This is a genomic window from Bacillota bacterium (assembly GCA_029961055.1).
In the GTDB taxonomy this organism is placed as follows: Bacteria; Bacillota; Sulfobacillia; order JAIMAT01; family JAIMAT01; genus JAIMAT01.
Map to the genome: position 1 here is coordinate 18,881 of JASBVM010000048.1, position 13,305 is coordinate 32,185.

At 73.5% G+C, this 13,305-nt stretch carries 11 protein-coding genes; 5 read left to right on the forward strand and 6 right to left on the reverse strand.

Annotated features, from left to right (window positions below):
• Position 1 precedes the first annotated feature (1 nt).
• Entirely contained in the window at positions 2-1,186 is a 1,185-nt protein-coding gene (mtnA, locus tag QJR14_09945; GenBank protein ID MDI3317919.1) for an S-methyl-5-thioribose-1-phosphate isomerase, read from the forward strand.
• Here mtnA and cydC read toward each other — a convergent pair.
• The 5 genes from cydC to QJR14_09970 form a co-directional block, all read right to left on the reverse strand.
• On the reverse strand, positions 1,174-3,009 hold the full coding sequence (gene cydC, locus QJR14_09950) for a thiol reductant ABC exporter subunit CydC (GenBank protein MDI3317920.1): 1,836 nt from the start codon (positions 3,007-3,009) through the stop codon (positions 1,174-1,176). The two genes, mtnA and cydC, sit on opposite strands and share 13 nt — an antisense overlap.
• 2 nt (positions 3,010-3,011) lie before the next feature.
• Complete coding sequence (cydD, locus tag QJR14_09955; GenBank protein ID MDI3317921.1) at positions 3,012-4,805, reverse strand: thiol reductant ABC exporter subunit CydD; 1,794 nt, start codon at positions 4,803-4,805, stop codon at positions 3,012-3,014.
• A 106-nt stretch (positions 4,806-4,911) separates the two neighbouring features.
• A complete protein-coding gene (gene cydB, locus QJR14_09960) occupies positions 4,912-5,925 on the reverse strand; it encodes a cytochrome d ubiquinol oxidase subunit II (protein MDI3317922.1) in 1,014 nt (337 codons plus the stop codon).
• A gap of 13 nt (positions 5,926-5,938) precedes the next feature.
• Complete coding sequence (locus tag QJR14_09965; GenBank protein MDI3317923.1) at positions 5,939-7,333, reverse strand: cytochrome ubiquinol oxidase subunit I; 1,395 nt, start codon at positions 7,331-7,333, stop codon at positions 5,939-5,941.
• Positions 7,334-7,601: 268 nt separating this feature from the next.
• On the reverse strand, positions 7,602-8,132 hold the full coding sequence (locus tag QJR14_09970; protein ID MDI3317924.1) for an OsmC family protein: 531 nt from the start codon (positions 8,130-8,132) through the stop codon (positions 7,602-7,604).
• A gap of 207 nt (positions 8,133-8,339) precedes the next feature.
• Here QJR14_09970 and QJR14_09975 point away from each other — a divergent pair, with 207 nt between their 5' ends.
• From QJR14_09975 to QJR14_09985, 3 genes are all read left to right on the forward strand, one after another.
• Positions 8,340-9,041, forward strand: a complete 702-nt coding sequence (locus QJR14_09975; GenBank protein ID MDI3317925.1) for a metalloregulator ArsR/SmtB family transcription factor — start codon at positions 8,340-8,342, stop codon at positions 9,039-9,041.
• 4 nt (positions 9,042-9,045) lie between these two features.
• Positions 9,046-10,209 carry an aminotransferase class V-fold PLP-dependent enzyme gene (locus tag QJR14_09980; GenBank protein ID MDI3317926.1) on the forward strand — a complete coding sequence of 388 codons (1,164 nt, stop codon included), beginning with the start codon at positions 9,046-9,048 and terminating at the stop codon, positions 10,207-10,209.
• Between the two features lie 109 nt (positions 10,210-10,318).
• Positions 10,319-10,540 carry a small, acid-soluble spore protein, alpha/beta type gene (locus QJR14_09985; GenBank protein ID MDI3317927.1) on the forward strand — a complete coding sequence of 74 codons (222 nt, stop codon included), beginning with the start codon at positions 10,319-10,321 and terminating at the stop codon, positions 10,538-10,540.
• Positions 10,541-10,683: 143 nt separating this feature from the next.
• Here QJR14_09985 and QJR14_09990 read toward each other — a convergent pair whose 3' ends face one another.
• Positions 10,684-12,081 (reverse strand): class II fumarate hydratase, encoded by a 1,398-nt coding sequence (locus tag QJR14_09990; GenBank protein MDI3317928.1) that lies wholly within the window; start codon positions 12,079-12,081, stop codon positions 10,684-10,686.
• A 155-nt stretch (positions 12,082-12,236) separates the two neighbouring features.
• Between QJR14_09990 and QJR14_09995 the strand changes: the two genes are divergently transcribed.
• A complete protein-coding gene (locus tag QJR14_09995; protein MDI3317929.1) occupies positions 12,237-13,250 on the forward strand; it encodes a TIGR01777 family oxidoreductase in 1,014 nt (337 codons plus the stop codon).
• Positions 13,251-13,305: the final 55 nt, after the last annotated feature.

Here is a 13,305-nt window from a genome sequence, read left to right on the forward strand (position 1 = left end):
GATGGGGAGGACGGAACCGATCCGGCCGGTGGAGTGGACGGAGGAGGGGCTGGTGATCGTCGACCAGACCCGCCTGCCGGGCGAGCTGCGGCGGCGCTGGCTGCGCACGGTCGAAGAGGTTGTCGGCGCGATCCGGCGGCTCGAGGTCCGCGGTGCGCCCGCCATCGGCATCGCCGCCGCCTTCGGCGTGGTGCTGGGCGTGGACGAGGCCGCGCGGCGGCAGCGGCGGGGCGCGCGGGCGGCCGGGGCACTGCCGGAGCCGACGCCGGAGGCGCTGGTGCGGGAGCGGGAGCGCTTCCTGCGGGCGGTGGAGGAAGCCGCCGACCAGCTGGCCTCCTCGCGGCCGACCGCGGTCAACCTCTTCTGGGCGCTCCGGCGCATGCGCCGCCGGGCGCACCGGGCAGTGATGGAGGGCGGCGGGGAGTGCGACGGGGTGGGCGGCTGGCGCGCCTGGCGGCAGGCGCTGGTGGAGGAGGCCGCCGCCATCCTCGAGGAGGATCGGAGCCACTGCCGCGCCATCGGAGCCCATGGGGCCGCGCTCCTGGAGGAGCTGGAGGCGACGGCCGTCCTCACCCATTGCAACGCCGGCAGCCTGGCCACCGCCCAGTACGGGACCGCCCTGGCGCCGGTCTACGAGCTGGCCTCCCGGGGCCGCCGGCTGCGCGTCTTCGTGGACGAGAGCCGGCCGCTGCTCCAGGGATCGCGGCTGACCGCCTGGGAGCTGCACCAGGCGGGCCTGCCCGTGACGCTGATCACCGACGGCACGGCGGCCACGGTGCTGCGGCGCGGCTGGGTGCAGGCGGTGCTGGTCGGCGCCGACCGGGTGGCGGCCAACGGCGACGTGGCCAACAAGATCGGCACCTACCCGCTGGCCGTCCTCGCCCAGCGGCACCGGGTGCCCTTCCTGGTCGCCCTCCCCTCCTCCAGCGTCGACCTGGAGCTGGAGGAAGGCGGGGCGATCCCCATCGAGGAGCGCGGCGCGGACGAGGTGCGGAGCTGCGGCGGGCGGCCGGTGGCGCCGGCCGGGGTGGAGGTGTTCAACCCCGCCTTCGACGTGACCCCGAACGAGCTGGTGACCGCCTTCGTCACCGAGCTGGGCGTGATCCGCCCGCCCTTCGCCGAGGGCCTCCGCCGCCTGAAGGAGGCGGCCGAGCAGGCCTCCCCCTCCTCCGGTCAACCCCGCTGAGGCGGAGCCTCCAGCAGGGCCGGCTCCTCCACCAGCAGCTCCTGCTCCAGCTCCCACATGCGCCGGTAGAGGCCGCGCCGGGCGAGAAGCTGCCGGTGGCGCCCGCGCTCCACCACCCGCCCGCGATGGAGGACCACGATCTCGTCCATCGCCTCCAGGCCGGCCAGACGGTGGGTGACCAGGAGGAGGCTCCGCTCCCCCAGGTGGGCCAGGAGCGCCTCCATCAGCCGCTGCTCGGTCAGCGCGTCCAGGCCGCCGGCGGGTTCGTCCAGGAGGAGGATCGGAGCCGGCCGCAGGAGCGCCCGCGCCACCGCCACCCGCCGTCGCTCGCCGCCCGAGAGCCGGAGCCCGGCCTCGCCCACCTGCGTCGCCATACCCTCGGGAAGCCCGGCCCACCATTCCTCCAGCTGCGCCACCCGGAGCGCCCCGCGCAGCTCCGCTTCGCCCGCGCCCGGGCGGCCCAGGCGCAGGTTCTCGCCCAGGCTGGCGTGGAAGAGGTGGCTCTCCTGGGCCACCACGCTGAAGAAGGAGCGGACGAGCGCCGGCTCCATGCCGCGGGTGGGGCGGCCGTCCAGGAGGATCTCCCCCGCCTCGGGGTCGCGGAAGCGGACGAGCAGGTCGAGGAGCGTGCTCTTGCCCGATCCGCTGGGCCCCACCAGCGCCACCCGCGCGCCCGGCGCGAGCGAGAGGTCCAGGTCCGCGAGCGCCGGCCGCTCCGCGCCCGGGTAGGTGTAGCGGAGCCCCCGCACCTCCAGGCGGACCGGCCCGGCGGCCACCGGCTCGACCTGCTCGGCCGGCGCCGCGGAGGGCGACGCAGAGACCGGTCCTGAGGTCAGCGGCGGCAGGGGAGGCTCGGGCACCGGCGGGGGCGTCCGCTCCAGCTCCTCCAGCCGCCGGGAGGCCTGGACGCTCTCGCCCAGGCCCGCCAGGGCGGCGGGCAGCGGCATCACCGCCTCGAAGGCCGCCAGGGCGGCCAGCGCGACGGCGGCCACCTCGGGGCCGGGCAGGTGGCCCGCGCGGACCCGAGGCACGGCGAGCAGGAGGACCGCGGCCATGGCCAGGTTCTGGGAGAGACCGAGCAGCGCGCCGGTCAGCGCCTCGGCGCGGCGCAGCCCGCGCTGGTGCCGGATGAGGCGGGCGCTGGCGGCGGCCAGGCGGCGAGTCCATGCGCCTTCCTGGGAGAAGGCGACCAGTTCGGTCATCCCATGGACCGCGTCCACGCCCAGGGTGGTCAGCTCCGCCCGGGCGGCGGGCAGCGCCTCCGCCTCCTGCCGCGCCAGGCGGTGGGAGAGGGCGGGCAGCACCGCCCCCGCCAGCAGGTAGAAGAGGCTGAAGGCCAGGGCGAGGGCGAGCCCCCGCGGGGCCAGGATCGCCCAGCCCAGGAGGAGGGTGAGCGCCGCCACCGCCGGCGGGTAGAGCAGCCGCAGGAAGAGGTTCTGGAGCGTCTCCACGTCCTGGACCATGCGGCTGAGCAGATCGCCCCGGCGGATCCCGCCCAGCCCGGCGGGTGCCAGCGGCGCCAGCGCCCGGTAGAAGGTGACCCGCAGCTCGGCCAGGAGGCGGAAGGTGGCGTCGTGGGTGACCAGCCGCTCCAGGTAGCGGAAGACGCCCCGGGCGATGCCGAAGAAGCGGACCCCCACGATGGGCACCCAGAGGAGCAGGATGGTGCTGGGGCGGAGGGCGGAGGCCGAGATCAGGTAGCCCGAGACGGCCAGCAGGCCGACGTTGGAGCCCACGGTGAGCAGGCCGAGCAGGAGCCCCAGCGAGACCCGCCGCCGGAGCGGCCGGAGGAAGCCGAGCCAGCGCCGCAGGACCCCGTCCACCGCTACCCCTCCCCCTGCCCGGCGCCGGCCGGTGCGCCCGATCCCACGTAGGCCCGCGCGAGCCGCGCGTAGAGCCCGCCCTGCCGGAGCAGCTCCCGGTGCGAGCCCGACTCCACCAGCCGGCCCTCCCGGAGGACCAGGATGCGGTCCATCTGCCGGATGGTGGCCAGCCGGTGGGCCACCACCAGCGCGCCGCGACCGGCCAGCAGGCGGCGGAGCGCCTCCTGGACCAGCGCCTCGCTCTCGGGGTCGAGGTGGGCGGTGGGCTCGTCCATCACCAGCCAGGGGGCGCCGCGCAGCCAGGCGCGCGCGATGGCCAGGCGCTGCCGCTCGCCGCCCGAGAGACCGGCCCCTTCCTCGCCCAGCTCCGTCTCCAGGCCGAAGGGCAGGCGGCGGACGAACTCCTCCGCCCCGGCCGCCCGGAGCGCCGCCCAGAGCTCCGCCTCGCCGGCTCCCGGCTTGGCCAGGCGCAGGTTCTCCGCCACGCTTCCGGCGAAGAGGTAGGGCTGCTGGGGGACCAGGGCCACCTGGGCGCGCCAGGCGAGCGGTCCGATCTCCTCCAGGGGGCGCCCGCCCACCCGGATCACGCCCGCATCCGGCCGGAGGAAGCCCATCCAGAGCGCGAGGACGGTGCTCTTCCCGGCGCCCGTCGGCCCCACCAGCGCGACCCGCTCACCCGGCTCGACGGCGAGGTCGAGCTCCTCCACGGCGGGCCGGCCGGCCCCGGGGTAGGTGAAGGTGACCCCCTGGAAACGGACGGCGCCCGTGCCGGCGGGCACCGCCGCGGGAGATGGGACGGCATCCTGCGCCCGCCCGGCCGTGCCTTCCGTCTCCGGCCAGGCGGCCGGCTGCTCCAGGATCTCGAAGATCCGCCGGCTGGCGGCGGCGCCGGTGGCGGAGGCGTGGAACTGGGTGCCCAGCGTGCGCAGCGGCTGGTAGATCTCCGGCGCCAGCAGCAGCACGAAGAAGGCGTCGCGGAAGGGGATGCCGCCGCTCAGCAGGCGGAGCGCCAGCGCCACCGCCACCACCGCGGTGCTGATCGAGGCCAGGAGCTCCAGTGCCAGCGCCGACAGGAAGGCGATCCGCAGGGTGGCCATGGTGGCGGTGCGGAAGCGGTCGCTCACCCGCGCCACCGCCTGTTCCTCCACCCGTTCCAGGCCGAAGAGCTTGAGCGTCGGCAGCCCCTGCACCACGTCCAGGAAGTGGGCGCTCAGGCGCGCCATCTCCCCCCACCGCCGCCGGGCTGCCACCGCGGCCTGGCTTCCGATCAGCCACATGAAGAAGGGCAGGAGCGGCAGGGTGACCAGGAAGAGGAGCCCGGAGACCCAGTCGCGCGGGAAGACGAAGGCGACCAGCAGGAGCGGCACCAGGGCGGCCAGGGCGAGCTGCGGCAGGTAGCGGCTCAGGTAGCTCTCCAGCTGTTCGACGCCCTCCAGCAGCGTGTTGGCCAGCTCGCCGCCCTGCTCGCCCACCGCCTTGGCCGGGCCCGTCGCCAGGAGATGGCCGGCCAGCCGCTCGCGCAGCTCCTGCTTCACCCGCGCGGCCAGCTCGAAGGCCGCCAGATCGCTCCCCCAGGCGAGGAGCGCCCTGGCCAGCATCACGGCCAGCAGGGCGGCCGCGGCGCCCGTCAGGGCGGGGAGGGCGGCCCCGCGCAGGAGAACCCGGTCGACGATACCCGAGAGAAGCCAGGCCTGGGCGGCGGTGAGCAAGCCGGCCACCAGCCCCAGGACCACCACCAGGACGAGCAGGTGGCGGACCGGCCGTACCCGCGCGATCAACCTGCGGTCCATGCCCATGACCGGAGCCTCACCTCGACGCGGGGGCCGGCCCCAGGGGGCCGGCCCCACCCTTGCTTCCTAATCTCCCACGTGCAGGCTCGCGAAGCCAGCCAGGCCGTCGCCCTCAGTAGATCAGCCTCTCGCGGACGCCGATCCGCTTCCGGAAGATCCAGTAGGTCCAGGCCTGGTAGGCGAGGACGAAGGGGACCAGAGTGACCGCGACGATGGTCATCACCTTCAGCGTGTACGGGCTGGAGGAGGCGTTGTAGACGGTCAGATTCCAGGCCGGGTTGAGGCTGGAGATCATCACGTTCGGGTAGAGCCCCAGGAAGATGGTGGCCACCGCGGCGACGATCATCACGCCGTTGAGCACGAAGGCCCAGCCGTCGCGGCCGCGGTCGAGCATCGGCCGCACCGCCAGCAGCGCCAGGCCGCCGACCACCACCAGGAGACCCGGCAGGAAGCCCGGCTTCTGGAAGAGGTCCGTGGCGAAGTAGCTGTAGACCGCGAAGAGAGCGGCCACCACCGTGGTCACGGCGCCCACCCGGCGCGCGGTGCCCACCGCCCGGTCGCGGAGCTCGCCCTCGGTCTTCAGCGCCAGGAAGAGCGCCCCGTGCAGGGTGAAGGCGAGCACGGCGAAGAGGCCGCCCAGGATGCCGTAGGGACCGAGCAGCGTCCAGAGCGTCCCCGTGTAGTTCATCTTGGCGTCGATGGGCACGCCGTGCACCAGGTTGGCCAGCGCCACGCCCCAGAGGAGCGCTGGCAGGAGGCTGCCGACAAAGATCAGCCAATCCCAGGTGTTCCGCCAGCGCCGGCTCCCGTCGCGGCTCCGGTACTCGAAGCCGACGCCGCGGACGATGAGGGCGAGGAGCATCAGGACCAGCGCCAGGTAGAAGCCGCTGAACATGGTCGCGTACCAGTTGGGGAAGGCCGCGAACATCGCCCCGCCGGCGGTGATGAGCCAGACTTCGTTGCCGTCCCAGTGGGGGCCCACGGTGTTGAGCAGCACCCGACGCTCCTGGTCCGAGCGACCGAGCCAGGGAAGCAGGATGCCCACGCCGTAGTCGAAGCCCTCCAGGAAGAAGTAGCCCACGAAGAGCACGACGATCAGCGCGAACCAGACCGTGTTCAGATCCATTCGCCTTCCCTCCTCAGACGCCCACGCCCGGCTCGACGCCGACCACGGGGGCCGCCTCCGCTTCGGTGCTCTCCAGGCCGAGCCGGACGTACTTGAGCGTGAGGTAGACGTCGGCCGCGGCCATGACCGCGTAGAGCAAGGTGAAGAGGCCGAGGCTGAGCCCGACGTCCAGCGCGCTCACGGTCGGCGAGACCGCGTTGGCCGTCTTCAGGAGGCCGGTCACCACCCACGGCTGCCGGCCGATCTCGGTCATCAGCCAACCGGTGGTGTTGGCGATGTAGGGCAGCGCGATCGCCCAGACGAGCAGCCGCAGGAAGCCTCTCCGCGCGCCCAGGTCCCGCTTCCTCCACATCAGGACGGCGCCGTAGATGCCCAGGATGAGCATCAGCACGCCGGCCAGCACCATGATGCGGAAGCTCCAGAAGGTGACGCCGACGGGCGGCACGTAGTCCCCGGGACCGTAGCGGGCCACCGCCTGCTGCTGCAGCTCGGCGATGCCCGGCACGCTGCCGGAGAGCCTGCCGTAGGCCAGGAGGCTGAGGGCGTACGGGATCTGGATCTCCAGGTAGTTGCGCTGGTTGGCGCTGTCGGGGATGGCGAAGAGCGTCCACGGCGCCGGATCCGGGCTGGTCTTCCACAGCGCCTCCGAGGCCGCCATCTTCATCGGCTGGGCGCTGACCAGGTGGACCGCCTGGGCGTGGCCCATCACCACCACCAGAAGGCTGAAGACCGCCGCGAAGAGGACCCCCAGCCGGAGCGAGCGGACGAAGAGATCGGGATGGTGCCCGCGCAGGATCTGGTAGGCGCTGATGCCGGCGACGAAGAAGCCGGCGGTGGCGTAGGCGCCGAAGATGACGTGCGGGAACTCCACCCAGAGCTGCGGGTTGCCCAGCAGGGCGAAGAAGTCGACCATCTCGGCCCGGCCGTGACGGAGGACGAAACCCACCGGCTCCTGCATGAAGGAGTTGGCGGTCAGGATCCAGAGGGCCGAGAGGGTGGTGCCCAGGGCCACGAGCCACATGGAGGCCGCGTGGAGCGACTTGGAGACCTTGTCCCACCCGAAGATCCAGAGTCCGAGGAAGGTGGACTCCATGAAGAAGGCGAGCAGCGCCTCCACGGCCAGGGGTGCCCCGAAGATGTCGCCCATGAAGCGGGAGTAGTCCGACCAGTTCATGCCGAACTGGAACTCCTGGAGGATGCCGGTGACGACGCCCAGCGCAAAGTTGACCAGGAAGAGCCTGCCGAAGAATTCCGCCAGCTTCCTGTACGCCATGTCGCCGCGACGCACGTAGAGCGTCTCCAGGATCGCCACGAGGACACTCAGGCCCATGGTCAGCGGCACAAACAGAAAGTGGTAGACGGTCGTGACGCCGAACTGCCATCGCGCAAGCAGAAGATTCAGATCCATACTCCGCCCTCCTCGCCAGGAGCGCGCACCTGCCGGCTGTGGGGCGAGGCAAAAGACAACTTTACCGTGAAAAAATAGCCTCGCTCCTACCTAAGCGTACGCGAGGCCCTATCCGCGCTGAAATCACCCAACAGGGGGATCTACGCCTGGCACGAAGGGAGGATGGGGCGGAAGCTGCCCGGAACATGCCGCAGCGTCGCAAAAAAGCTGCCCGGGCTGCGAAAAATAGACGCCCGGGCAGCTTCGGCCAGATCCGGTGGCGTTCGCCTCAGCGGCGGCCGACGGGCGTGACCGATGCTTCCAGGGGTACCGGGTTGCGCAGGCACCAGGTGGCCGGGCAGCGCTCTTCCGCCAGCCGCAGGAGGCGGTCCAGCGTCTCCTGGGGGGCGTCGCTCTCCACCTCCACCTCCCAGCGGAGCGCGTCGAGCGCCGGCGCCTCGCTGACGCCGAAGAACCGCGCGAAGTTGAGGTCGGCCGTCGAGCGGACGTGGAGCGAGCGAAGCTGGACGCCCTCCAGCGCGGCGACCAGCGCGTAGGTGGAGGCGAAGCAGGCCATGGCGCCGTACATGCAGTACTGGACGGCGCTGGGGGCGAGACCGTTGCCGCCCATGTGGGGCGGGAAATCCGCCTGGAGCGTGACCTGCCCGGCCCTGGGGGTGGCGAGCGAGGCGGCGAACTGGGGCTGGCCGTCCTGGAAGTTCCAGTCGCCCTCGAGGACGACGGTCTGCCGGGTGCTGCCGCCGGAGGCGGCCTGGTCGATGGTGGAGCGCAACGCCTCGACGTCGACGTTCTGGAACACGGTCATCCCTCCCGGGCGTCCGGCCGGCAGGCCCCGCCTCCGCCGCGGTGCGCGGAGGGTGCCCCGCCGGCTCTATTCAATCATGCCATTGAATATACCAAAGAATGCGGGGAGACCAAGCGGGGTGAGCCGATGGGCGACGGTGGAGATCGGTCTCCGGCGGGGCGCATGGCTGCGGACGACCGCGCCGCCGCGGAAGGGGAGGCCTTGGCAGGGCTCGCCCGCTTCGCCCGCGCCCTGGCCCACCCGCACCGGCTCCGGCTGCTCGGCCTCCTGGCGCAGCGCCCGCGGACGGTCGAAGCGCTGGCGGAGGCAGCCGGGCTCAGCGTGGCCAGCGCGTCACAGCACCTGGGCGTCCTGCGGCGGCAGCGGCTGGTGGTGGCCGAGCGGCGTGGGCTCTACGTCGAGTACCGCCTGGCGGGTGAAGATATCCTCGGCTTGTGGCTCGAGCTGCAGAGCGTGGCCGCGCGGCACTCGGGCCGCCTGGCGGAGCTGGCGCGCGAGGCGGGCGGGCAGGGGGAGGGGCAGGGATCGGAGCCGCCGGTGAGCGCGGGCGAGCTGGCCGGGTCGCTCGACCGGGTGCTGCTGCTCGACTTGCGGCCGGCGGCGGAATTCGTGGCCGGCCACCTGCCGGGGGCGCATTCGCTGCCGCCGGAGGCGCTGGCCGCCGGGGCGCAGGCGCTGGAACGGCTCCCGCGGGGAGCGGGGGAGAGGGTGGTGGCGTACTGCCGGGGGCCGTACTGCTTCCTCGGGCGGAGCGCCCTGCCCCTCCTGCGGCGACGCTTCCCCCGGATCCGGCTCCTGGCGGGAGGGTTCGCCGCCTGGAGGGCCGAAGGATACCCGGTCATCCGCGGGGACGCTGCGGCCGAGGCAGGTGGTCCGCCCGTCCTCCGCGCAGGGAGGCGGTGAACCGGTGCTGGACCTCCGAGCCGTGCGCGCGGAGCTTCCCGCGCTCGAACGCGCGGTCTATCTGAACACGGGCACGGCGGGGCCGCTGCCCCGGCGGGCCGTGGCGGCGCTGGAAGAGGCGCTGGCGCGCGAGGCCGGGGAGGGCCGGGCCTGGCCCGACCTCTGGCCGCTGGCCATGGAACGGAGGGAGGCGCTGCGCGCCCGGCTGGCCGCCTTCCTGGGGGCGGACCCGGACGAGATCGCCCTCACCCATCACACCACCGAGGGGCTGAACATCGTCCTCTGGGGGATCGAGTGGGAGCCTGGCGACGAGGTGGTCGCCACGGACGCCGAACACGAGGGCGGTCTGGTCCCTCTCTACCTTCTTCACCAGCGCCGCGGCGTCGGCGTCCGCTTCGCCCCCACCGGCGACGGATCGGAGGAAGCGGTGCTGGAGGGGATCCGCCGGGCGCTGACGCCTTCCACGCGCCTTCTCCTGCTCTCCCACGTCACCTACTCCTCCGGCGCCCGGCTCCCCTTGGCCCGGATCGCGGCGCTGGCCCACGAACGGGAGGTCCCGGTGCTGGTGGACGGCGCCCAGTCGGCGGGCGCCATCCCCGTCGACGTCCACGGCCTGGACGTCGACTTCTACGCCTTGCCGGGGCAGAAGTGGCTTCTCGGGCCCGAAGGGACCGGCGCGCTCTACGTCCGCTCCGACCGGCTGGCCGCCCTGCGGCCGGCCTTCGCCGGCTGGGGCAGCGTCCGCCACGGGTCGGTGGCCGCGGACGAACCCCGCCTGGAGCTGGCCGAGGGGGCGCGGCGCTTCGAAGTCGGCACCGTCTTCGAACCGGGGCTCGAGGCTTGGCGGGCGAGCCTGGAATGGCTGGAGTCGCTGGGCTGGGCGGCGATCTTCGAGCGGGTCGGGCGCCTGGCGGCGTACGCCCGCGACCGGCTGCGCGAGCTCCCCGGACTCCGGGTGACCACGCCGGCCAACGCCGGCGGTCTCCTCCACTTCGAGGTCGACGGGTCCGATCCGGTCCGCCTGCTGGCCGCGCTCCGGGAGCGGGGGTTCATGTTGCGCCTGACGCCGCGGCCGCAGAGGTTTCGCATCTCGACCGGCTTCTTCAACACGGAGGAAGAGATCGACCGTCTCGCCCAGGCTCTCTCGGAACTGGTCGGCTCCCGCTGATCCTGGCGGCTTGAGGGTGAGCGGGCGGACTCCTCCTGGCGCCGAAGCGGGTCCGGCGGGCAGACTCCGACTGCAGGCCGAAAGCCAGGCTGCGAAGGTGGGATCACCGGTGGCACGGCGTGGTGGCCTGATGTCGGACGCGCTCAAGGTCGAGCTGGCGCGCGAGCTGGGCGTGGCGGACGTGGTGGAGCGCGAGGGGTGGGGACCCGTCTCCTCGCGGGACTGCGGAAGCCTGGTGCGGCTCGCCATCGAGCGGGCCGAGCGTTCCATGGCCGGCGGGGCCCGGGCGGGGATCGGGCAGCCGGCCGGGAGCCCCCTGCTCCGCCGCTGAGCCGGGCGCGCGGGCTGAGCCCCGCGCGCTGCCGGTGAGGATCGCCCGACGGTGAGACGTCCGCGAAAGGGAGCGGCCCGGGCCATTCGCCCGGGCCGCTCGCCACGCCGGGGAGGGCGGCGGCCCCCCGCCCGTCCCGCCCTTCAGCGGCGCCCGGGGACCGTCTGGCTCATCGGGTCGAGGAGCTCGTTCAGCTCCTCGGGGGGGAGGACGTTCCGCTCCCGGCAGAGCTGGCGGACGGTCTTGCCCGTGGCGTACGCCTCGTGGGCGATTTCGGCGGCGCGGTCGTAGCCGATGCGCGGAGCGAGGACGGTGACCATGGCCAGGCTCTGCTCCACCAGCGACTCGCAGCGCTCCTTGTTGGCCTTCAGGCCGGCGACCAGCTTCTCGTTGAGGTTCCGGCTGCTGGCCGCCAGGAGTTCGATGGACTGGAGCAGGTTGTAGGCCAGGACCGGCATCATCACGTTCAGCTCGAAGTTGCCGTGCTGGCCGGCCAGCGTGACGGTCAGGTCGTTCCCCATCACCTGGGCGGCGGCCATCATCACCGACTCGGCGATCACCGGGTTGACCTTGCCCGGCATGATGGAGGAGCCGGGCTGGACGGCCGGGATCTCGATCTCGCCGAGGCCGCAGCGCGGGCCGGAGCCGAGCCAGCGGAGGTCGTTGGCGATCTTCATCAGGCTGACGGCGATGGTCTTCATCTCGCCGCTCGCCTCCACCGCGCCGTCCTTGGCCGCCTGCGCCTCGAAGTGGTTGGTCGCCTCCCGGAAGCTCATCCCCGCCAGCTCGTTCACCCGATCGATGACGCGCTTGGCGAACTCCGGGTGCATGTTGATCCCGGTGCCCACCGCGGTGCCGCCCAGGGCCAGCTCGGAGAGCGCCTCCCGGGCCGCCTCCGCGCGCCGGATCGCGTGGTCGATCTGGCTGGCGTAACCCGAGAACTCCTGCCCCAGGCGGATCGGGGTGGCGTCCTGGAGGTGGGTCCGGCCGATCTTGACGATGCCGTCGAACTCGCGCGACTTGGACCAGAGCCCGTCGGCCAGCTCGTGCAGGGCGGGCAGGAGCCGTCTCTCGATCGCCTCCGCGGCGGCCACGTAGATGGCCGTGGGGATGACGTCATTGGAGGACTGGCCCATGTTGACGTGGTCGTTGGGGTGCACGTAGCGGGAGCCGACGGGGTGGCCGAGGATCTCGGAGGCCCGGTTGGCGATCACCTCGTTGGCGTTCATGTTGGTCGAGGTGCCCGAACCGGTCTGGAAGACGTCCACCACGAACTGGTCGTCCCAGCGGCCCTCCGCCACCTCGCCGGCCGCCTGGACGATGGCCCGCCCCCGTTCCGCGTCCAGGAGGCCCAGCGCCATGTTGGTCTCCGCCGCCGCCTGCTTGATCCACCCCAGCGCGCGGATCATGGCGCGGGGGATGCGCAGCCCGCTGACGGGGAAGTTGAGCACCGCCCGCTGGGTGGAGGCGCCCCAGTAGGCTTCCTCGGGCACCTCCATCTCGCCCATGGAGTCCCTTTCGATCCGGTACGACTGCGACAAGCTGGGTACCCCCTTCCGGTCTACGAGCCTGATTTCGCCGGGGCCCCCTCATTTCCTCATCCGCCCGGAAGGCGGGCGCCCGCGCGGAGCGAATCGCCCTTCTAGCGGGGCTCCGCGCCGCCGCGCGGCGGCCCGGCGGGGAGGGAGGGTGGGCGGTGCGGGTGGTGATCACGGGCGGCACGGGGCTGATCGGTCGGGCGTTGTGCGAGAGCCTGGCCGGGGACGGCCACGAGGTGACGGTGCTCAGCCGGAGACCGGATGCGGAGCGGAAGCGGCGCCTTCCTCCCGGTTGCCGCCTCCTGCCCTGGCCCGCCCTGCCCGCGGCCGAGCGGACCCTGTTGCCGGGGCCCCGGCCGGGCGAGTCCGACGGGTGGCGGCGCGCCCTGGAGGAGGCGGAGGCGGTCGTCCATCTGGCGGGCGAGTCGATCGCCGGCGGCCGGTGGAACCAGGCCCGGAAGGAGAGGATCCGGGGCAGCCGGGTCGCCTCCACCCGGGCGCTGGTGGAGGCGCTGGCGGCGGCGGAGCGGAGGCCGGGGGTCCTGGTCAGCGCCTCGGCGGTGGGCTACTACGGCCCCCGCGGCGACGAGGAAGTGACCGAGGAGTCGCCCCCCGGCTCCGACTTCCTGGCGCGGGTCTGCGTCGCCTGGGAGCGGGAGGCGGAGGTGGCCGAGGGGCTGGGGCTGCGCGTGGTCCTGCTGCGGACAGGGTTGCTGCTGGCCGCCCAGGGCGGCGCGCTGCCGGAGCTCGTCCGGCCGTTCCGGCTCTGGGTGGGCGGTCCCCTGGGCACGGGGAGGCAGTGGGTGCCCTGGATCCACCTGGCCGACGAGGTCGGCCTGATCCGCTGGGCGCTGGAGGAGGAGCGGCTGCGCGGGCCGCTCAACGCCACCGCACCCGAGCCGGTCCGCCAGCGAGAGCTGGCGCGCCAGCTGGGGCGGGTGCTGGCAAGGCCGTCCTGGCTCCCCGCGCCGGCACCGCTGCTCCGTCTGGCGCTGGGCGAGATGGCGGAGGCGCTCCTCCTGGGCGGGCAGCGCGCGCTGCCCGCGCGGGCGCTGGCGCTGGGCTACCGCTTCCGCTTTCCGCGGCTGGAGCCGGCGCTCCGGGATCTCCTGGGCCCGCGCCGCGGGCGCGACGGCCCGCCGGGCGAGGAGCGGTACCCCTCCGGTCCGTGAACCGGGTCCGGAGGGAGGCCGCACCCCCGTGCGCGGGCGGAACGGAGAGGCGAGA

What these genes read in the sequence shown, in the direction of transcription:
- cydB (MDI3317922.1), bottom strand. Translation starts at nt 5,925, where the DNA reads ATGGATCTGAACACGGTCTGGTTCGCGCTGATCGTCGTGCTCTTCGTG.
- cydD (MDI3317921.1), bottom strand. Translation starts at nt 4,805, where the DNA reads ATGGGCATGGACCGCAGGTTGATCGCGCGGGTACGGCCGGTCCGCCAC.
- mtnA (MDI3317919.1), top strand. Translation starts at nt 2, where the DNA reads ATGGGGAGGACGGAACCGATCCGGCCGGTGGAGTGGACGGAGGAGGGG.
- QJR14_09965 (MDI3317923.1), bottom strand. Translation starts at nt 7,333, where the DNA reads ATGGATCTGAATCTTCTGCTTGCGCGATGGCAGTTCGGCGTCACGACC.